20 protein-coding genes are annotated in these 20,045 nt (G+C 68.7%); 7 read left to right on the plus strand and 13 right to left on the minus strand.

Going from position 1 to position 20,045, the window contains the following annotated elements:
• Positions 1–16: 16 nt before the first annotated feature.
• The 13 genes from ABIC50_RS22130 to upp all read right to left on the minus strand — a co-directional run bounded on the left by ABIC50_RS22130 (position 17) and on the right by upp (position 12,452).
• The gene (locus ABIC50_RS22130) at positions 17–1,276 is read right to left on the minus strand and encodes an MFS transporter (protein WP_105830725.1); all 1,260 of its coding nucleotides are present in this window, start codon (positions 1,274–1,276) and stop codon (positions 17–19) included.
• Positions 1,273–2,241: a PRC-barrel domain-containing protein gene (locus ABIC50_RS22135; protein WP_126228251.1), complete on the minus strand. Its 969-nt coding sequence runs from the start codon at positions 2,239–2,241 to the stop codon at positions 1,273–1,275. Before ABIC50_RS22135 ends, ABIC50_RS22130 begins: the two co-directional genes overlap by 4 nt.
• A gap of 265 nt (positions 2,242–2,506) precedes the next feature.
• Positions 2,507–3,676 (minus strand): collagen-like triple helix repeat-containing protein, encoded by a 1,170-nt coding sequence (locus tag ABIC50_RS22140; RefSeq protein WP_354166830.1) that lies wholly within the window; start codon positions 3,674–3,676, stop codon positions 2,507–2,509.
• 458 nt (positions 3,677–4,134) lie between these two features.
• A complete protein-coding gene (locus ABIC50_RS22145; RefSeq protein ID WP_354166832.1) occupies positions 4,135–4,470 on the minus strand; it encodes a YggL 50S ribosome-binding family protein in 336 nt (111 codons plus the stop codon).
• Positions 4,471–4,591: 121 nt separating this feature from the next.
• Positions 4,592–6,061, minus strand: a complete 1,470-nt coding sequence (gene rng, locus ABIC50_RS22150) for a ribonuclease G (protein ID WP_006752221.1) — start codon at positions 6,059–6,061, stop codon at positions 4,592–4,594.
• Between the two features lie 8 nt (positions 6,062–6,069).
• The gene (locus ABIC50_RS22155) at positions 6,070–6,702 is read right to left on the minus strand and encodes a Maf family protein (protein WP_165751798.1); all 633 of its coding nucleotides are present in this window, start codon (positions 6,700–6,702) and stop codon (positions 6,070–6,072) included.
• A gap of 50 nt (positions 6,703–6,752) precedes the next feature.
• Positions 6,753–7,223: a 23S rRNA (pseudouridine(1915)-N(3))-methyltransferase RlmH gene (rlmH, locus tag ABIC50_RS22160; RefSeq protein WP_006761054.1), complete on the minus strand. Its 471-nt coding sequence runs from the start codon at positions 7,221–7,223 to the stop codon at positions 6,753–6,755.
• A 19-nt stretch (positions 7,224–7,242) separates the two neighbouring features.
• Positions 7,243–7,683: a ribosome silencing factor gene (rsfS, locus tag ABIC50_RS22165; RefSeq protein ID WP_006752218.1), complete on the minus strand. Its 441-nt coding sequence runs from the start codon at positions 7,681–7,683 to the stop codon at positions 7,243–7,245.
• A gap of 4 nt (positions 7,684–7,687) precedes the next feature.
• Positions 7,688–8,446, minus strand: a complete 759-nt coding sequence (locus ABIC50_RS22170) for a nicotinate-nucleotide adenylyltransferase (RefSeq protein WP_354166835.1) — start codon at positions 8,444–8,446, stop codon at positions 7,688–7,690.
• Positions 8,443–9,363 (minus strand): oxygen-dependent coproporphyrinogen oxidase, encoded by a 921-nt coding sequence (hemF, locus tag ABIC50_RS22175; RefSeq protein WP_175697360.1) that lies wholly within the window; start codon positions 9,361–9,363, stop codon positions 8,443–8,445. The genes ABIC50_RS22170 and hemF overlap by 4 nt, the downstream gene beginning before the upstream one ends.
• 107 nt (positions 9,364–9,470) lie before the next feature.
• Positions 9,471–10,751, minus strand: coding sequence for a phosphoribosylamine--glycine ligase (gene purD / locus ABIC50_RS22180; protein ID WP_006752215.1), 1,281 nt, complete (start codon positions 10,749–10,751; stop codon positions 9,471–9,473).
• A 105-nt stretch (positions 10,752–10,856) separates the two neighbouring features.
• On the minus strand, positions 10,857–11,585 hold the full coding sequence (locus ABIC50_RS22185) for a YebC/PmpR family DNA-binding transcriptional regulator (protein WP_011657518.1): 729 nt from the start codon (positions 11,583–11,585) through the stop codon (positions 10,857–10,859).
• Positions 11,586–11,801: 216 nt separating this feature from the next.
• Positions 11,802–12,452 carry a uracil phosphoribosyltransferase gene (gene upp, locus ABIC50_RS22190; protein WP_006478229.1) on the minus strand — a complete coding sequence of 217 codons (651 nt, stop codon included), beginning with the start codon at positions 12,450–12,452 and terminating at the stop codon, positions 11,802–11,804.
• 223 nt (positions 12,453–12,675) lie between these two features.
• Between upp and ABIC50_RS22195 the strand changes: the two genes are divergently transcribed.
• From ABIC50_RS22195 to kdpC, 7 genes are all read left to right on the plus strand, one after another.
• Positions 12,676–13,455 (plus strand): SDR family oxidoreductase, encoded by a 780-nt coding sequence (locus ABIC50_RS22195; protein WP_105786948.1) that lies wholly within the window; start codon positions 12,676–12,678, stop codon positions 13,453–13,455.
• 55 nt (positions 13,456–13,510) lie between these two features.
• Entirely contained in the window at positions 13,511–13,903 is a 393-nt protein-coding gene (locus ABIC50_RS22200) for a methylglyoxal synthase (protein ID WP_006752212.1), read from the plus strand.
• A gap of 184 nt (positions 13,904–14,087) precedes the next feature.
• Positions 14,088–15,062: a quinone oxidoreductase family protein gene (locus ABIC50_RS22205; RefSeq protein ID WP_011657515.1), complete on the plus strand. Its 975-nt coding sequence runs from the start codon at positions 14,088–14,090 to the stop codon at positions 15,060–15,062.
• Positions 15,063–15,370: 308 nt separating this feature from the next.
• On the plus strand, positions 15,371–15,463 hold the full coding sequence (gene kdpF / locus ABIC50_RS22210; RefSeq protein WP_006752209.1) for a K(+)-transporting ATPase subunit F: 93 nt from the start codon (positions 15,371–15,373) through the stop codon (positions 15,461–15,463).
• Complete coding sequence (kdpA, locus tag ABIC50_RS22215; protein ID WP_354166837.1) at positions 15,460–17,265, plus strand: potassium-transporting ATPase subunit KdpA; 1,806 nt, start codon at positions 15,460–15,462, stop codon at positions 17,263–17,265. Before kdpF ends, kdpA begins: the two co-directional genes overlap by 4 nt.
• Before the next feature lie 54 nt (positions 17,266–17,319).
• Positions 17,320–19,431: a potassium-transporting ATPase subunit KdpB gene (gene kdpB / locus ABIC50_RS22220; RefSeq protein ID WP_105830718.1), complete on the plus strand. Its 2,112-nt coding sequence runs from the start codon at positions 17,320–17,322 to the stop codon at positions 19,429–19,431.
• Between the two features lie 24 nt (positions 19,432–19,455).
• Positions 19,456–20,037, plus strand: coding sequence for a potassium-transporting ATPase subunit KdpC (gene kdpC, locus ABIC50_RS22225; protein ID WP_354166839.1), 582 nt, complete (start codon positions 19,456–19,458; stop codon positions 20,035–20,037).
• The last annotated feature ends 8 nt before the right edge of the window (positions 20,038–20,045 follow it).

Consider the following 20,045-nt stretch of genomic DNA (forward strand, 5'->3'; position numbering starts at 1 on the left):
GCCGGGAAGCGGGGCGTCAGTGCGCCTGTTCGGGCGACGCGTCGGCCGGCTCGCCGGCGGTCACGTCGCCGTTGTCGACGCGCGTTTCGGGCATCGCAAGCCACACCAGCAGCGCCGCGAGCGCGCCGGCCGCGGCGAGCCCGAAGAAGCTGGTCGTGTTGCCGAAGTGATCGGCGACATAGCCGGCCACGGCCGTGCTGAGCGTCGCGCCGATGCCGGCCGCAAGTCCAAATAGCCCGATGCACAGGTTGTAGCGGCCCTTGCCGCCCGCGACGTCGGCCGCGATCAGCGGCAGCATCACGCCGAACACGGCCGCGCTGATGCCGTCGAGCATCTGCACCGGCACGAGCAGGTACGGGCTGCTCACGCCGGCGAACAGCAGCGCGCGCACCGGCAGCGCGGAGAAGCCGAGCAGCAGGATCGGCCGTCGACCCCAGCGTTGCGACGAGCGGCCGACCCACGGCGACAGCATCGCGACGATCGCCTGCGGCACGATGATGCACGCGGCGATCACGAGCTGCACGTTCTCGCCCATCCCGGCCGTGACTTCGCCGGCCGCGAGGTTGAGCATCGCCGCATTCGACAGGTGGAACAGCACGACGCACGACGCGAAGATCAGCATCCGGCGATCGCGCAGCAGCTCGAGCAGCGTCTCGCGGTGCTCGCCTTCGTCGTGATCGTCGGGCTTCGACGACTGCGGAATCACTTCATGCGTCGGCTGGATCATCGCGAGCGCGAACAGCGCGGGCAACGCCAGCACGGCGGTCAGCCAGAACACCGCGCGCGCGGAGAAATACTCGCCGGTGAGCCCCATCAGGCCCGCCGCGACCGCGCTGCCGATCGACGCCCAGCGCGCGTTGCGGCCGAGCCGGTCGCCGAGATCGGCGCGGCCTACCAGCGAGAACGAGATCGCGGCCATCGCCGGCACGAGCATGCAGCTCGCGAAGCCGTGGAACACTTCGGCCGCGATCACCGGCACGATCGTCGGGCTCGACGCGAGCAGCACCGCGGACAGGATGATGGCCACGATCGCCCAGGCGGCCGCGCCTTTCTTGTTCTTCAGCGCGTCGACGGCGGCGCCGCCCGGCACCTGGCTGACCATTGCGCTGATCGTGCCGATCGACAGCACCATGCCGATCTCGCCCTGCGTCCACTTGTGCGACGCGAGGTAGGACGCGATGAACGGACCGAACCCGGTTTGAACGTTTGCAACGAAAAAGTTGAGCCAGTCGAGGGACCGCAGACTACGTACGGTGACGGAATGCTTGATCGTCATCGGGTCGCACTCGCAGAGGAAGCCTGCGCCGGTGCCGGGGCAACGGGCGGGTAAATCGCGACGATCGGCTTGTCGGCCGCGTAGGGCGGCGCCGCCTTGATCTGTGCGTCGTTGAGATCGAGCTGCGGGCGCAGCGCCTTGTCACGCGTGACGAAGCGCAGCGCGCCCCAGCTCGCGGCGATCGAACGGCGGTCGGTATTGACGAGGCCGCCGAGGTCGAGCACGACGGCCTGCGGCTGCGCGGCGCGGTCGATCAGCACGTCGACGACGCGGCCGATCTTCGTGCCGTTCGGGCGCTCGACGTCGCTGTCGAGCAGCGGCAACCGCGTGGCGGGCGACGCCGCGGCCGAACCCGACAGCGGCACGGCCTTGGGCCTCGCGGCAGGCGGCAGGTCGCCCGACGGCACGTCGAGCACGATCGGCTCCTGCTTGCCGCCCGGCGTGAAGCGGAACACGTTCCACGGGAAGATGACCTTGCGGTCGCCGATGCCCATGAAGCCCTGCAGGTTGACGATCATCTCGCGCGGCTTGCCGCTCGTGTCGATCACCATGTCGACCGCGCGGCCGATCACCTTGCCGTTGCGGCGCGCGACTTCGCTGTCGAGCAGCGCATGGATCTGGGTGCGGTCGAGCGGGCGGGTCGCGACGAGCGGGGGCGGCGGCGGAGGCGGCGGGGCCGGCGGTTCGGCACGTTGCACCGGCTTCGGCCGCGGCACCTCGCGGTGCGGCTTTTTCGGCGCTTCCGGTTCCTCCGGGTGCGTCGGCGCGGGCACGGGCGGCATCGTCAGCGGCTCGCCGGCGGTTTCCCTGACGGGCTCGATGAGCGCCTCGCTGATCGGCGCGGGCGGATTCTGGGTCGGCAGCAAGCTGCAGCCGGACAGCAGCGCGGCGGCGGCGAGCACCAGGAAGACCGTCGAGGACGGGAACGACATTCGGGATGCGGGAAACGGGAGTCCGCCGCTCATTGACACTCACTCCATGGGTCGGGGGCCGGGCCTGCAGGCGCGGCTGGCGATGGATGGCGGGTGCGGGCGGCGCACCTCGCGAGGTGAGAGTTTAACGTGTCTTCCTTTCAGGACCGATTTCTGCGCAGGATCGGGCGCGCAATGGCGGGGAAAGGGTAGCGATCGATTGCCGGGCGGGCGGCATCGGACGCATAAGGGGCCATAACGCACGCGGCGCCCGACCGTTGACGACGGTACGGGCGCCGCAGGGGCTACCGGCGTGACGTTACTTTTTGACCAGCGTGCCAAGCGTCGTCGTGACCGGCGCGAGCAGGCCGCCGCCGGTATTCGACAGCACGCCGGTGCCGCTGCCGCCCGTCAGGCCGCCGACCGCCGACGTGAGCGTGCCGGCCGGTTTGCTGCCGCTCGTCGTGCCGCCGAGTGCGCCGGTCGACAGGAGCCCCGTCACCGGTGCGAGCGGATTCGTCGCGGCCGCGCCGCCGCCGAGCAGCGCGGTGCCCGCGGTGGCGACCGTATTGCCGGTCGCGGTCACGACGTTGCCGACGCCGGTCGTGACCGGATTGTTGCCCGTCTTCGCGATCGTCGTGCCGGCGTTCGCGACGCCGTTGCCGACGGTCGTGACGAGGTTCGTCAGCGGCGCGCCGAGCGGCGTGCTGGCGGCGGCCGTCTGCGTGAGCGAGCCGACCGTCGTCGTGATCGGCGTGATCGCCGAGCTGGCCGCGCCCGTCACTTGTGCTACCGGGCCGGTCGACAACTGCGTGCCGAGCGTCGCGCCGCCGCCCGCGATCGTGTTGCCGAGCATCGTCACCGCACCCCCGACAGGCGACGTGACGGGCGCAAGCGGCGCCAGTGCGGAACCGCTGGCCCCCAGGCTCGACACGACCCCGCCCGTCGCGGCGACGGCCAGGCCGAGATCCGTGACCACGCCGCCCGTGCTCGCGACCGTCGTGCCGACCGGATTCGACGACGCGCCGAGCTGGCCGAGGCCCGAGCCGAGGCCGGTGCCGAGCGTCGTGACGGCCGCGCCGACATCCTGCACGACCGCGCCGAGCCCCTGCGTGGTGGCGGGGTTCGTGCCGGGCAGCGTTTGGGACCCGATCGCCGTGCCGACGCCCGAGATGGCGCCGCCGCCGGCCGTCACGATGTTGCTCGACGCCGCGAGCGTCTGGCCGACGCCGTTGGCCGACGTGCCGCTTGCACCGTTGCCGGTGCTGCCGGTGTTGCCGGTACTGCCGGTCGATGCCGACGTGCCGCTCGTGCCGTTGCCGGTGCCGCCGGTCGACGCCGTCGTGTCGCCGGACCCCGACCCGGAGCCGCCGGTGCCCTTGCTCAGCGAGCCGGAGCCGCCGCACGCGGCCAGCGACATCAGCGCCGCAACGCCTGCCGCGATCATGATCATTCGGAGTCCTGCTTGATGGGTGGTGGGCGCGTTCATGTCTTCCTCGTCTCGATTATGGAAATGGATCAGGCGGCCTTCGTGTGCGCCGGCGTGCGGTCGCTGCGGAAGTGAAGCGGCGCGCGCGTCGTTGTTGTCTCCCTGATTGACCTGTCGCCGTGTCGCGTCTTCGCCTGAGTCGGAATCCGGAGCGCTTGCAGGACGAGTCGTTTGCATTCTTTCGTCTTGCTTGCCGATCGTGCCGGAAATCACCGGATTCGTACGATCAGAGTAGGACCGTCTGCGCGAGCCGTCTTTTAACGATCGTTAAATTGAAGTAAGCGTCCGATTCACTGCCGGAATCGGGGTAATCACGATCGACACGGGGCGCGTCGTGTGATGGGTAGGCGAGAAGCAGGGAGGAAGGGGAGACGTGCGGGTGAAGCGGCGGCGCCGGCCCGGTCCGCCCTGACGGGGGCCGGCGCGGGCGCCGCGCGACGGGTGAAGCAAGCGGAGCGTCAGGCGTGCGGATACCACGCGTCGCTGAATTCGCTGACCTGGACGTCGGTCAGCTCCGGCCGTGCGGCCAGCCATGCACGCACGCTCTCGCGGTCGGCGTCGGTGGTCGTGCCGCGCGGCGCGCCGGAGATCACGTATGCGCCGATTCCTTCGTCGGCGGACGCGACGGTGAGCAGCCCGTTCGCTTCGACGAAATCGATGAACGAATCGATCAGCTGGCCGCGCTCGAGATCGGACAGCTCGTTGCGGTATTGCGCGGTCGCGTTGAACGCGAGTTCCTGGAATTCGGCGATGTGGAGTTTCTTGCGCTGGCGGCGGTTGTGGCGTTGGCTCATGGTGTGTGATGTACGTGAAAAGAAAAAGGGCGGCGGCGGGCGCTGGCGCGGCATGCGCAAGCGGCCCGGGCGGCCGCATCGGGGCGCCGCGCGGCAAAGCCGGCGGCGGGCAGGCAGGAGGTTACATCAGCACGATATCGTACTGCTCCTGGCTCAGGTTCGACTCGACCTGCAGCGACACCGGCTTGCCGATGAAGTCGATCAGCATCGCGAGATGCTGCGACTCCTCGTCGAGGAACAGGTCGATCACCTGCTGCGCGGCGATCACGCGGAATTCGCGCGGATTGAACTGGCGCGACTCGCGCAGGATCTCGCGCAGGATGTCGTAGCACACGGTGCGCGACGTCTTCACCTGGCCCTTGCCCTGGCAGGTCGGGCACGGCTCGCACAGCACGTGCGCGAGCGATTCGCGCGTGCGCTTGCGCGTCATCTCGACGAGCCCGAGCTGCGAGAAGCCGTTGACCGTCACGCGCGTGCGGTCGCGCGACAGCGCCTTCTTCAGCTCCGACAGCACCGCGTCGCGATGCTCGGCGTTCTCCATGTCGATGAAGTCGATGATGATGATCCCGCCGAGATTGCGCAGCCGCAATTGCCGCGCGATCGTGTGCGCGGCCTCGAGGTTGGTCTTGAAGATCGTGTCGTCGAAGTTGCGTGCGCCGACGTAGCCGCCGGTGTTCACGTCGATCGTCGTCATCGCCTCGGTCTGGTCGATCATCAGGTAGCCGCCCGACTTCAGGTCGACGCGGCGCGACAGCGCGCGCTGGATCTCCGTCTCGATGTTGTACAGGTCGAACAGCGGCCGCTCGCCGGTGTAGTGATGCAGCTTCGGACTCACCGCCGGCGTGAACTCGTCCGCGAATTCCGCGAGGCGCTGGTACGTCTCGCGCGAATCGACCTGGATCCGCGTCGTGTCGTCGTTCGAGAAATCGCGCAGCACGCGCTGCGCGAGGTCGAGATCCTGGTACAGCAGGCTCGTCGCCGGCAGCCGCTGCGCCTGCGCGACGATCGTCGCCCAGGTCTTGCGCAGGTACGTGACGTCGCCGGCCAGCTCCTCGGAAGTCGCATCCTCGGCGATCGTGCGCACGATGTAGCCGCCTTTCTCGTCCGGCGGGATCACGGCGGTCAGGCGCGCGCGCACGGCCTCGCGCTCGGCCTCGCTCTCGATTTTCTGCGAGATGCCGATGTGCGGCTCCTGCGGCAGATACACGAGCGTGCGGCCCGCGATGCTGACCTGCGTCGACAGTCGCGCGCCCTTCGTGCCGATCGGATCCTTGATCACCTGGACCATCAGCGTCTGGCCTTCGAACACGATCTTCTCGATCGGCTGGTGCGGCGCGCCCGACTGCGGCTCGCCGGCGAGGCGCGGATGCCAGATGTCCGCGACGTGCAGGAACGCCGCGCGCTCCAGGCCGATGTCGATGAACGCCGACTGCATGCCGGGCAGCACGCGCACGACCTTGCCGAGGTAGATGTTGCCGACCCGCCCGCGCGACAGCGTGCGCTCGACGTGAAGCTCCTGCACCGCGCCTTGCTGGACGAGTGCGACCCGTGTTTCCTGGGGCGTGAGGTTGATCAGGATTTCTTCGTTCATGGTGGGATTCAGAAGGCGACGCGCGCGGTGCGGAGCAACGCGGCAGTCTCAAAAAGGGGCAGACCCATGATACCCGAATGGGATCCGTCGATTCGCTCGATGAATTCGGCGGCGCGCCCCTGGATCGCATACGCGCCCGCCTTGCCGAACGGCTCGCCCGTTTCGACGTAGCGCGCGAATGCGTCGCGCGGTGCGGCCGAAAAGCGCACCGACGAGCGCGACAGCGCGGGCGGCAGCAGCTCGCCGTCGGCGCCGATCACGGCAACCGCGGTCAGCACCTCGTGTTCGCGGCCCGCGAGGCGCGTGAGCATCGCGAGTGCGTCGTCGGCATCGGCCGGCTTGCCGAGGATCGCGCCGTCGATCGTCACCGTGGTATCGGCGACGAGCACCGGCGCGGCCGGCTTGCCGCTCGCGACGAGGCGCGCACGCGCGGCTTCGGCCTTCGCGACGGTGACGCGCCGCACGTACGCGTCGGGGGCTTCGCCGGGCAGTTCGGCTTCGAGCGCCTCGGCGTCCTCGTCGGCGCGCGGCAGCAGCAGCTCGAAGCGCACGCCGATCTGCTGCAGCAATTCCTGGCGGCGTGGGCTTTGTGAAGCGAGGTAAAGAAGCGGGAAAAGGGCGGAGGACGTGCTGGACGGCATGGTGTCGTTATCTCGGTGAGCGCGCGCGGCGCGCGTCCGAGGACGGCACGTCATGCGCGATGATAGGGATGATTCTGCGTGATGCTCCACGCCCGGTAAAGCTGTTCGGCAAGCAGCACGCGTACCATCCCGTGCGGCAGCGTCATGCTGGAGATGCGCAGCAGCACGTCGGCGCGCGCTTTCAGTTCCGGATCGAGCCCGTCGGCGCCGCCGATCACGAACGCGACGTCACGGCCGTCCTGCTGCCAAGCGGGCAGCGCCTGCGCGAGCTGCATGGTGGTCCAGTCGCGGCCGCGCTCGTCGAGCGCGACGATGCGCGCGCCCTTCGGCAGCGCGGCCTCGATCTTCTGCCGCTCGGCCGCCATCACGCTTTCCGCGCTGCGGCCACCCGAACGCAGTTCGGGCTTGATCTCGCGCAGTTCGATGCGCAGCTCGGGCGGCATCCGCTTCGTGTATTCGTCGAAGCCGGACGCGATCCAGCCGGGCATCTTGTGGCCGACCGCGAGGATGAAAAGCTTCATCGGGACGACTCGCTGCGACTCAGCGGCGGCGGGCCGCCGTCTTGCGCGCCGGGCGTGCGGGTGCTTCTTCCTCGTCGTCCTCGCCTTCGCTGGCCGTCGCGAAACCGTCCTTGCCGCCGCCGAGCTTCATCCGCACGGGCTTGTCGCCCCAGATTTCCTCGAGGTTGTAATACTGGCGCAGCGCCGGTTGCAGGATGTGCACGACGGCGTCGCCGCAGTCGACCAGCACCCATTCGCCGGTGTCTTCGCCCTCGGAGCTGACGATGTCGCCGCCGGCTTCCTTGACCTTGTCGCGCACGCTCGACGCGAGTGCCTTGGTCTGGCGGTTCGACGTGCCCGACGCGACGATCACGCGGTCGAACAGTTCGGTCAGGTGGCTGGTGTTGAACACCTTGATGTCTTGCGCCTTGATGTCTTCGAGTGCGTCGACGATCACGCGCTGCAGTTTGCGGATATCCATGGAATCAGGAATGGTAGAGACGATGTTGAAGAATATAGGCCCAGACGGCGGCCGGCACATGCTCGGCCGACGCATCGGGCATTTGCGCGTGACGCGCGATGCATTCGCGCAGGTGCGCGCGGATGTCGGTTGCGGCGATATCGAACGCCAGCGTCGTATCGATCAGCAGGTGGCCGGCCGGCGTGGTTTTCAGCACGTCGGCGCCGGCCTGCCGCCGCGCGATTTCCTGCGTGACGGCCGGTGACGCCGCGCCAAGGTCGAAACCCGGGCGCGTCGACGCGCACACGTGCGCGTAGTCGAACAGCTTGCGCCAGTCGCGCCAGGTGTCGAGCCGAACCAACTGGTCGGCGCCGATCAGCAGCGACAGCGACGCCTCGGGGCCGATCCGCTCGCGCCAGCGCGCGAGCGTCTCGACCGTATAGGTCGGCCCGGCGTGCTCGATCTCGTCGGTTGCAACGGTGACCGTCACGCCCGGCAGATGCAGCGAGCCGGCGGCGGCACGCGTCATCGCGAGCCGATGCTCGGCGGCCGACACGTCGCGTTTCTGGTACGGCTGCCCGGCCGGCAGCAGCGCGAGCTCGGTCAGGCCGAGCACGTCGGCGAACCGGCGCGCGAGCGCGAGGTGACCGTCGTGGATCGGGTCGAACGTGCCGCCCAGCAGGCCGATGCGACGTAACGGCGGGTGCGGCTGCGGGGTGGGGCGGGCGGTGGTGTCCAGAAAAACGTGTCCTGTTCTTGGGGCGGCGGGGCGCGGCGGGCTCACACCCAGTCGCGCGGCACGAGAAACTCGCTCAGGCGCGCTTCCGGCGAGCCCGGCTCGGGCTGCCAGTTGTAGCGCCAGTTCGCGACCGGCGGCATCGACATCAGGATCGATTCGGTCCGGCCGCCGCTTTGCAGGCCGAACAGCGTGCCGCGGTCGAACACGAGGTTGAATTCGACGTAGCGGCCGCGCCGGTAAGCCTGGAAGTCGCGCTCGCGCTCGCCGTACGGCAGCGCGGCACGGCGCTCGACGATCGGCAGGTACGCGTTCAGGAACGCGTCGCCGACGCTTTGCATCATCTCAAACGAGCGTTCGAATCCGGGCTCGGAGAAATCGTCGAAGAAGATCCCGCCGATGCCGCGCGTCTCGTTGCGGTGTTTCAGGAAGAAATATTCGTCGCACCAGGTCTTGAAGCGCGGGTAGAGCTCGGCGCCGAACGGATCGAGCGCGTCCTTGCAGACCTGGTGGAAATGCCGCGCGTCGTCCTCGAACGGATAAACCGGTGTCAGATCCATGCCGCCGCCGAACCAGAAGATCGGCGCTTCGCCCGGCTTCGTCGCGATCAGCATCCGCACGTTCATGTGCACGGTCGGGCAGTACGGGTTGCGCGGGTGCAGCACGAGCGACACGCCGAGCGCCTCGAAGCCGCGGCCGGCCAGCTGCGGGCGCGCGGCGCTCGCCGACGGCGGCAGCGCGTCGCCCGCGACGTCGGAAAAACCGATCCCCGCGCGCTCGAACACGCGGCCGCCTTCGAGAATCCGCGTACAGCCGCCGCCGCGCAGCCGCTCTTCAGGGCCGCGCTGCCATGCGTCGGTTGCAAGCGGCATGCCGTCGAGCGCGCCGAGCGCGTCGGCGATGCGAGCTTGCAGGCCCTGGAGGTACGTGCGCACGCGGGGCACGTCGTAGGTGGAATCGGTCATGTCTGGACTGGATGCCCCCGCGCGAAGCGGGGGCCGTAAAAAAGGCCACTGCCGGGCATTCTATCGAACCCCGGCAGAGGGGCCTGCGCGCGCAGGCGGTCAGTGCGTCACGCGCTCTTGCGGTTCAGTGCGCGGAAGCCGATGTCGCGCCGGTACTGCATGCCTTCGAAATTGATCTGGTTGATCGTGTCGTATGCATGCTGCTGCGCTTCGCGCACCGAATCGGCGAGGCCGACCACGCACAGCACGCGGCCGCCCGACGTGACGAGCTTGTCGCCTTCGGCGAGCGTCGTGCCTGCATGGAACGTCACGGCCTGGGCCGTCTCGGCCGGGATCCCGTTGATGCGGTCGCCCTTGCGCGGCGCGTCCGGATAGCCGTGCGCGGCCAGCACGACGCCGAGCGCGGTGCGGCGATCCCAGTCGAGCTCGACCGAATCGAGCGTGCCCGCGATCGCCTGTTCGACGACCTTCGAGAAATCGCTCTTCAGGCGCGCCATGATCGGCTGCGTCTCGGGGTCGCCCATCCGGCAGTTGAACTCGAGCGTGCGCGGATTGCCTTCCTTGTCGATCATCAGGCCCGCATACAGGAAGCCCGTGAAGCGGATGCCGTCCTTCTCCATCCCGCGTACCGTCGGCATGATGATTTCGCGCATCACGCGTGCGTGCATCTGCGGCGTGACGATCGGCGCGGGCGAATAGGCGCCCATGCCGCCCGTGTTCGGGCCGCGGTCCTCGTCGAGCAGGCGCTTGTGGTCCTGGCTCGATGCCAGCGCCAGCGCGTGCTTGCCGTCGACCATCACGATGAAGCTCGCTTCCTCGCCGTCGAGGAATTCCTCGATCACGACGCGCGCGCCGGCGTCGCCCAGCTTGTTGCCCGACAGCATCATGTCGACCGCGGCGTGCGCTTCTTCCAGCGTCATCGCGACGACGACACCCTTGCCGGCCGCGAGGCCGTCGGCCTTCACGACGATCGGCGCACCCTTCGCGTCGATGTACGCGTGCGCGGCGGCGGCGTCGGAGAAGGTTTCGTAGTCGGCGGTCGGAATGCCGTGACGCTTCATGAACGCCTTCGCGAAATCCTTCGAGCTTTCGAGCTGCGCGGCTTCGCGGGTCGGACCGAACACCTTCAGGCCGCGGGCGCGGAACAGGTTGACGATGCCGGCCGCGAGCGGCGCTTCCGGCCCGACGAGCGTGAACGCGACGCCTTCGCTTTCCGCGAAATCGGCCAGCGCGTCGAGCGACGTGATGTCGACGTTTTTCAGACGCTCGTCTTGCGCCGTGCCGCCATTGCCCGGCGCGACGTAGACCATCTGGACGCGCGGCGATTGCGCGAGCTTCCACGCGAGCGCATGTTCGCGGCCGCCTGAACCGACGACGAGTAGTTTCATGGGATTCCCCGCAGACTAGAAAACAGGGCGGCCGGCACGCTCAGGCGCGCCGGCCGCGAAATCGGTCGGGCCGCCGCCGTGATCGTGTGCACGGCGGCCGGCATCTCATTCCTCGACGATGACGGCGTTCGTATACACCTCCTGCACGTCGTCGAGGTTCTCGAGCGCGTCCAGGAGCTTCTGCATCTTCGCCGCATCGTCGCCGGTGAATTCGACTTCGTTCTGCGGCTTCATCGTCACTTCGGCGAGTTCGGCCTTGAAGCCCGCGGCTTCGAGCGCGTCCTTCACCGCCGAGAACGCCTGCCAGTCGCACAGCACCTCGATCGAGCCGTCGTCGTTCGTGCTGACGTCGTCCGCGCCGGCCTCGAGCGCCGCTTCCATCAGCGCGTCTTCCGACGTGCCGGGCGCGAACAGGAACTGGCCGACGTGATCGAACATGAACGCGACCGAACCGTCGGTGCCCATGTTGCCGCCGAACTTCGAGAACGCGTGGCGGACTTCCGCGACCGTGCGGATGCGGTTGTCGGTCAGCGTGTCGACGATGATGGCCGCGCCGCTGATGCCGTAGCCTTCGTAGCGGATTTCTTCGTAGTTCGCGCCGTCCGCGCCGCCGACGCCGCGGTCGATCGCGCGCTTGACGTTGTCCTTCGGCATGTTCGCGTCGGCCGCCTTGTCGACCGCGAGACGCAGACGCGGGTTCGAGTTCGCGTCACCGCCGCCGAGGCGCGCCGCGACCTGGATTTCCTTGATCAGGCGAGTCCAGATCTTGCCGCGCTTCGCGTCGGCCGCTGCCTTTTTGTGCTTGATGTTGGCCCATTTCGAATGACCAGCCATACCTTTCTCCGTGCCCGGGCGCGCTGCGCGGGCGATTGTGCCAATGTGTCGTTGAATCGGCGGCCGTGTCGGCGGGCGTGATGCCGCGGGGCCGCGCGTGTCGAGTAGAACGTGATTTTATCACGCGGCGACCGTCGCTTCGGGGCCGCCGCGCATGGCCGAACGGCCGGTGCGGGCCGTCGCCGCGCACCGGCCGCTCGGCCCGGCCGCGGCGCGTCAGTTCTTGGTGCCGAACAGGCGGTCGCCCGCGTCGCCCAGGCCCGGCACGATGTACGCGTGCTCGTTCAGGTGCGAGTCGAGCGACGCGACGAACAGCTTCACGTCCGGGTGCGCGTCCTGGAACACCTGGACGCCTTCGGGCGCGGCCACCAGCGCGACGAACATGATGTTCGCGGCCGGCACGTTGCGGCGCTTGAGCACGTCGACCGCGTGCACGGCCGAGTAGCCGGTCGCGACCATCGGGTCGCACAGGATGAAGATGCGGTCTTCGAGGTCCGGCAGGCGCACCAGGTATTCGACCGGGCGGTGATCTTCCGCGCGGTACACGCCGATGTGGCCGACCCGCGCGGACGGGACCAGGTCGAGCAGGCCGTCCGACATCCCGATGCCCGCGCGCAGCACGGGCACGATCGCCAGCTTCTTGCCCGCGATCACCGGTGCGTCGACCGCGACGAGCGGGGTTTCGACCCGCTTGGTCGTGATCGGCAGGTTGCGGGTGATCTCATAGCCCATCAGCAGCGTGATTTCGCGCAGCAGCTCGCGGAACGTGCGCGTCGACGTGTCCTTGTCGCGCATGTGCGTGAGCTTGTGCTGGATCAGCGGGTGATCGGTGATGAAGAGATTCGGGAAACGGCTGTCCTGTTTCATGACGGGTCGCCTTGACGGCAAAAGGGGATCGGGGGCGGCGGCGGGCGCAAGCCGGCTGCCGCTTATGGCCGCAATTTTACCAAGGCGCGCCGCGCGATCCGGATATTATCGACGTCTCACGACAATCCGCGCGTCGTGGCAGCCCGTTCGCGACCGTTCGCCCGTCCGGCGATACGGCCGGGGCCGGGCCGCGCCGGCGCGCGTCGCCATAAAGGAATCGACGATGGATCTCGGCATCGCAGGAAAGACCGCCCTCGTGTGCGCGGCGAGCAAGGGCCTCGGGCGCGGCTGCGCGGAAGCGCTGGCCGCCGAGGGCGTGAATCTCGTGATCGTCGCGCGCACGCGCGACACGCTGGAGGAAACCGCCGAGGAGATCCGCGCCGGGGCGAACGTGTCGGTCACCGCCGTCGCGTGCGACATCACGACGCCCGACGGGCGCGCGGCCGCGCTCGCCGCCTGCCCGCAGCCGGACATTCTCGTGAACAATGCGGGCGGCCCGCCGCCCGGCGACTTCCGCGATTTCTCGCACGACGACTGGATCCGCGCGCTCGAGGCGAACATGCTGACGCCGATCGAGTTGATCCGCGCGACCGTCGACGGGATGATCGGGCGCGGCTTCGGCCGGATCGTCAATATCACGAGTTCGGCCGTGAAGGCGCCGATCGACGTGCTCGCGCTGTCGAACGGCGCGCGCTCGGGGCTGACCGGCTTCGTCGCCGGGCTGTCGCGCAAGGTCGCCGGCCAGGGCGTGACCATCAACAACCTGCTGCCGGGGCTGTTCGACACCGACCGGATCGCGACGACGCTTGCCGCGTCGGCGAAGGCACAGGGCGTGACGGTCGACGAGCTGCGCGCACGGCGCGCGAAGGAGATCCCGGCCGGGCGCCTCGGCACGCGCGCCGAATTCGGCGCCGCGTGCGCGTTCCTCTGCAGCGTGCATGCCGGCTATATCACCGGGCAGAACTGGCTGCTCGACGGCGGCGCGTATCCGGGCACTTTCTGACGCGCGCACCGCCATTCACGAAGACGACAACCATCGAACCACGAAGGAACCGGAGATGAGCAAACCCCGCATCGCATTGATTGCGCACGACGCGAAGAAGGACGACATCGTCGCGCTCACGGGCCAGTTCCGCGAGACGCTCGCGCAATGCCGGCTGGTCGCGACGGGCACGACGGGCGGCCGCATCGCCGCCGCGCATGGGCTCGAGGTCGAGCGCAAGCTGTCGGGGCCGCTCGGCGGCGACCTGCAGATCGGTGCGGAGCTGGCCGACGGCCGCGTCGACATCGTCGTGTTCCTGCGCGACCCGATGACCGCGCAGCCGCACGATCCGGACATCACCGCGCTGGTGCGCGCGTGCGACGTGCACGACGTGCCGGTCGCGACCAACGTCGCGACCGCGCGGATGCTGCTCGACGATCTGGCGCGCAACATGCAGGACGTCTGCTAGCGCGCGTGCCGGCTTGATTGCCCCTGCTTGCGTCAGGGCCATGCCCACGCCCGGCGGTTGCGCGCGAGAATCGGGCGTCGCGACGCGCAGCTGACGTCGGTGCCCGCCCGCACGGGGCGGCGCCGGCCGGCGCGTCGGCGAACCGAATATTCCCCTGAGCGATTCAGAAACGAGGAGCGAAACGATGCCGAAAGCAATCCGATACGACCAGCCGGGCGGCCCGGACGTGATGAAGTGGGTCGATGTCGAGGTCGGCGCGCCGAAGGCCGGCGAAGTCCGCATCCGGCAGCAGGCGGTCGGGCTCAATTACATCGACGTGTATTTCCGCACGGGCCTCTATCCGCAGCCGCTGCCCGGCGGTCTCGGGATGGAGGCGGCGGGCGAGGTGACGGCCGTCGGCGACGGCGTGACCGCCTTCAAGGCGGGCGATCGCGTCGCGTACGTCGGGCAGCCGCCGGGCGCGTATGCGCAGGAGCGCGTGATGCCGGCCGAGCGGCTCGTGAAGCTGCCGGACGGCATCAGCGATGACGACGCGGCCTCGGTGATGCTGCAGGGGCTGACCGCGCACTACCTGCTGCGCCGCACGTACCCGGTGAAGGCCGGCGACACGATCCTGATCCATGCGGCGGCCGGCGGCGTCGGCCTGCTCGTGTGCCAGTGGGCGAAGGCGCTCGGCGCGACCGTGATCGGGACGGTCGGCTCCGACGAGAAGGCCGCGCTCGCGAAGGCGCACGGCTGCGATCATCCGATCGTCTATACGCGCGAGAACTTCACGCAGCGCGTGAAGGAGATCACGAACGGCGCGGGCGTGCCGGTCGTCTACGATTCGATCGGCAAGGACACCTACATCGGTTCGCTCGACTGCCTCGCGCCGCTCGGCTACTTCGTCAGCTTCGGCAATGCATCGGGCCCGCTGCCGGCGATCGACTCGAAGGAGTTCTCGTCGCGCGGCTCGCTGTTCTTCACGCGGCCGACGCTGTTCTCGTACATCGCGAAGCGCGCCGATCTCGAAGCCGCGGCCGCCGAGCTGTTCGACGTGATCCTGACGGGCAAGGTGAAGACGAGCATCAACCAGCGCTATCCGCTCGCGGAAGTCGGCCGCGCGCATGCCGACCTCGAGTCGCGCAAGACGACCGGCTCGACGATCCTCATTCCCTGACCGTTCCTCCGTGCCGGCACCCCGCCGGCACGCGCCCTTGCGGGCGGCGCCGGCCGCCGCCCGTCCTGTCCGCTCTCCCGTCCGCCGTCCTCCACTGCACGCGTTTACGCGTTTTTTATACCCGCCCGATCACCTTTGACCCGTCCTTTACGCGCGTTCCCATAAGGTTCGAGTCGTCAGATTTCGACGACGGAGAACACAAAAATGGATGGGGTTTTCATCGGTGCACTGGTGCTGTTCACCGCGCTGATCCTCGGTTTGCTTGCCGGTTGCGAGAAGCTCGTGCAATACGGTCGCGGGGGGCGGGCATGACCTGGATGCTTTGGCTGGCGGGCGCGTCGACGGCCCTGCTGTTCGCGTATCTCGTCTTTGCGCTGCTGCGCGCGGAGGACATCGAATGAACGCGAACAACCTGTTGCAGATACTGCTGTTCATCGTCGTGCTGCTCGCGGCGGCCGTACCCGTCGCGCGCTACCTGAGCGGCGTGATGGACGGCAGCTCGCGCGTCGTGCGCGTGTTCGGGCCGCTCGAGCGGGTGCTGTACCGCATCGCCGGCGTCGACGCCGGCACCGAAATGAACTGGAAGCAATACGCGATCGCGACGATCGCGTTCAACGCGCTCGGCGTGCTGTTCCTTTACGGGCTGCTGCGCCTGCAGGGCTTGCTGCCCGGCAACCCGCAGCAGTTCGGCGCGATGACGCCCGACGGTGCGTTCAACACGGCCGTCAGCTTCGTCACCAACACGAACTGGCAGGACTACACGCCCGAGCAGACGGTCGGCTACCTGACGCAGATGCTCGGCCTGACCGTGCAGAACTTCCTGTCCGCGGCGACCGGCATCGTCGTCGTGATCGCGCTGATCCGCGGCTTCGCGCGCCACACCGCGCAGACGATCGGCAACTTCTGGGTCGACCTCACGCGCGTGACGCTGTACGTGCTCGTGCCGATGGCGGCGCTCGTCGCCGCGCTGCTGATGAGTCAGGGCGTGATCCAGAACATGAAGGCGTACCAGGACGTGCCGGTGCTGCAGGCGAGCACGTACGCGGCGCCGAAGCTCGACGCGCAGGGCAGCCCGATGAAGGACGACAAGGGCAACCCGGTAACGGTGCCGACCCCGCTCGTCAAGCAGACGCTTGCGATGGGCCCGGTCGCGTCGCAGGAAGCGATCAAGATGCTCGGCACCAATGGCGGCGGCTTCTTCAATGCGAATTCGTCGCACCCGTACGAGAACCCGACGCCGTTCGCGAACTTCCTGCAGATCTTCTCGATCCTGATCATTCCGGCCGCGCTGTGCCTGGTGTTCGGCCGCATGATCGGCGACCGCCGGCAGGGCATCGCGGTGCTCGCGGCGATGACGGTCGCGTTCGCGGTCGCGGTCGGCGTCGAGGTGAGCGCCGAGCAGGGCGGCAACCCGACGTTCGCCGCGCTTCACGTCGACCAGTCGGCCGGCGCGCTGCAGCCGGGCGGCAACATGGAAGGCAAGGAAACGCGCTTCGGGATCGCGCAGACCGGCATCTTCACGGTCGCGACGACGGCCGCGTCGTGCGGCGCGGTCGACACGATGCACGATTCGCTGACGCCGCTCGGCGGCCTCGTGCCGATGCTGCTGATGCAGCTCGGCGAGGTGGTCTACGGCGGTGTCGGTTCGGGCCTCTACGGGATGCTCGTGTTCGCGCTGCTCGCGGTGTTCGTCGCCGGCCTGATGATCGGCCGCACGCCCGAATACGTCGGCAAGAAGATCGAGTCGTACGAGATGAAGATGGTGTCGATCGTCGTGCTGCTCACGCCGCTGCTCGTGCTGGTCGGCACGTCGATCGCGGTGCTGGCCGACGCAGGCAAGGCCGGCATCGCGAACCCGGGCCCGCACGGCTTCTCGGAAATCCTGTACGCGTTCAGCTCGGCCGCGAACAACAACGGCAGCGCGTTCGCGGGCCTGACGGTCGGCACGCCTTTCTACAACTGGATGACCGCGATCGCGATGTGGTTCGGCCGTTTCGGCACGATCGTGCCGGTGCTGGCGATCGCCGGCTCGCTCGCCGCGAAGAAGCGCATCGCGGTGACGAGCGGCACGCTGCCGACGCACGGCCCGCTGTTCGTCGTGCTGCTGCTCGGCACCGTGCTGCTGGTGGGCGCGCTGACCTACGTGCCGGCGCTCGCGCTCGGCCCGGGCGTCGAGCATCTGATGATGTGGCTGGGCGCGTAACGCGCGAGCGCATCGCGACACGTTGAAACGACTGAAGAGATTGAAGAGATCGCAATGACTCAACATTCCGCAACACGGTCCATGTTCGATCCGGCGCTGCTGCGTCCGGCGATCGTGGACTCGTTCAAGAAACTCACGCCGCGCACGCAGTTCCGCAATCCGGTGATGTTCTGCGTGTACGTCGGCAGCATCCTGACCACGATTCTGTGGATCGCGGCGCTCGCCGGCCAGGCCGAGGCGCCGGCCGGCTTCATCCTCGCGATCGCGCTGTGGCTGTGGTTCACCGTGCTGTTCGCGAACTTCGCCGAAGCGCTCGCCGAAGGGCGTTCGAAGGCACAGGCCGCGTCGCTGCGCAGCGCGAAGAAGGACGTGCTGGCGAAGAAGCTGAACGAGCCGCATCCGAAGTCGCCGATCCGCATCACGACCGCGTCCGACCTGCGCCGTGGCGACGTCGTGCTGGTCGAGGCCGGCGACGTGATCCCGGCCGACGGCGAGGTGATCGACGGCGTCGCGTCGGTCGACGAATCGGCGATCACCGGCGAATCCGCACCGGTGATCCGCGAATCGGGCGGCGACTTCTCGTCGGTGACGGGCGGCACGCGCGTGCTGTCCGACTGGATCGTCGTGACGGTCACCGCGAACCCCGGCGAGGCGTTCCTCGACCGGATGATCGCGATGGTCGAAGGCGCGAAGCGCAAGAAGACGCCGAACGAGGTCGCGCTGACGATCCTGCTCGTCGCGCTGACGATCGTGATGCTGCTCGCGACCGCGACGCTGCTGCCGTTCTCGATGTTCTCGGTCGAAGCGATGAAGGCCGGCCACGTGGTGACGATCACCGCGCTCGTCGCGCTGCTGGTGTGCCTGATCCCGACGACGATCGGCGGCCTGCTGTCCGCGATCGGCGTGGCGGGGATGAGCCGGATGATGCAGGCGAACGTGATCGCGACGTCGGGCCGCGCGGTGGAAGCGGCCGGCGACGTCGACGTGCTGCTGCTCGACAAGACCGGCACGATTACCCTCGGCAACCGCCAGGCGTCGATGTTCGTGCCCGCGCCGGGCGTGACCGAGGAAGCGCTGGCCGACGCCGCGCAGCTGTCGTCGCTCGCCGACGAAACGCCGGAAGGGCGCAGCATCGTCGTGCTGGCCAAGGAGCGCTTCAACATCCGCCAGCGCGACATGGCGCAACTGCACGCGACGTTCCTCGGCTTTTCCGCGCAGACGCGCATGAGCGGCGTCGATCTGTTCCCCGAGGGGACGCCCGCCGGTGCGCCCGGTCGCGAGATCCGCAAGGGCGCGGCCGACGCGATTCGCCGCTACGTCGAGACGCACGGCGGCCGCTTCCCGGAAGAAGTGCGCCGCGCGGTCGACGACGTCGCGCGCCGCGGCAGCACGCCGCTCGTCGTGGCCGACCTGCATGACGGCGTGGCGCGCGTGCTCGGCGTGATCGAGCTGAAGGACATCGTGAAGGGCGGCATCAAGGAGCGCTTCGCGGAACTGCGCAAGATGGGCATCAAGACCGTGATGGTGACGGGCGACAACCGGTTGACGGCCGCGGCGATCGCGGCGGAGGCGGGCGTCGACGATTTCCTCGCGGAAGCGACACCGGAAACCAAGCTCGCGACGATCCGCGAGCACCAGACGGCCGGCCGGCTCGTCGCGATGACGGGCGACGGCACCAACGACGCGCCGGCGCTCGCGCAGGCCGACGTGGCCGTGGCGATGAACACCGGCACGCAGGCGGCGAAGGAAGCCGGCAACATGGTCGACCTCGATTCGAACCCGACGAAGCTGATCGAGATCGTCGAGATCGGCAAGCAGATGCTGATGACGCGCGGCTCGCTGACGACCTTCTCGATCGCGAACGACATCGCGAAGTACTTCGCGATCATCCCGGCCGCGTTCGTGACGACGTACCCGCAGCTGCGCGTGCTCGACATCATGCATCTGAGCTCGCCGGCATCCGCGATCCTGTCGGCGGTGATCTTCAACGCGCTGATCATCGTCGCGCTGATTCCGCTCGCGCTGAAGGGCGTCCCTTACCGGCCGCTCGGCGCCGCGTCGCTGCTGCGCCGCAACCTGCTGGTGTACGGCCTCGGCGGCCTGCTGCTGCCGTTCCCGTTCATCAAGCTGATCGACATGACGCTCGCCGCGCTCGGCTGGGCCTGATGCGCCGTACCTGAAGGAACCATCATGAAAACGTTGATTCGCCCGCTCGTCGTGATCTTTGTCGTACTGACCGCCGTGACGGGGCTCGCTTACCCGGCCGTGATGACCGTGTTCGGCCAGGCCGTGTTCCCGTCGCAGGCGAACGGCAGCCTGATCGAGAAGGACGGCCGTGCAGTCGGCTCCGCGCTGATCGGCCAGCTGTTCGATGCGCCGAAGTACTTCTGGGGCCGGCTGTCGGCCACCTCGCCGATGCCGTACAACGCGAGCGGCTCCGGCGGCTCGAACCTCGGCCCGCTGAATCCGTCGCTCGCCGACCAGGTGAAGGCACGCATCGCCGCGCTGCGCGACGCGGGCACCGATATGTCGAAGCCCGTGCCGGTCGACCTCGTGACGGCCTCGGCGAGCGGCCTCGATCCTGAGATCACGCCGGCGGCCGCCGCGTACCAGGTCGAGCGCGTCGCGAAGGCGCGCAACCTGACGGCTGACGCGGTCGCGCAGCTCGTCGCCGCGAACACGGCGGGCCGCCAGTTCGGCGTGCTCGGCGAGCCGCGCGTGAACGTGCTGAAGCTGAACCTCGCGCTCGACGCGGCGCAGGCCGCGCACTGAAAGTGGAC

This window comes from Burkholderia sp. 567 (genome assembly GCF_040545115.1).
In the GTDB taxonomy this organism is placed as follows: Bacteria; Pseudomonadota; Gammaproteobacteria; order Burkholderiales; family Burkholderiaceae; genus Burkholderia; species Burkholderia ambifaria.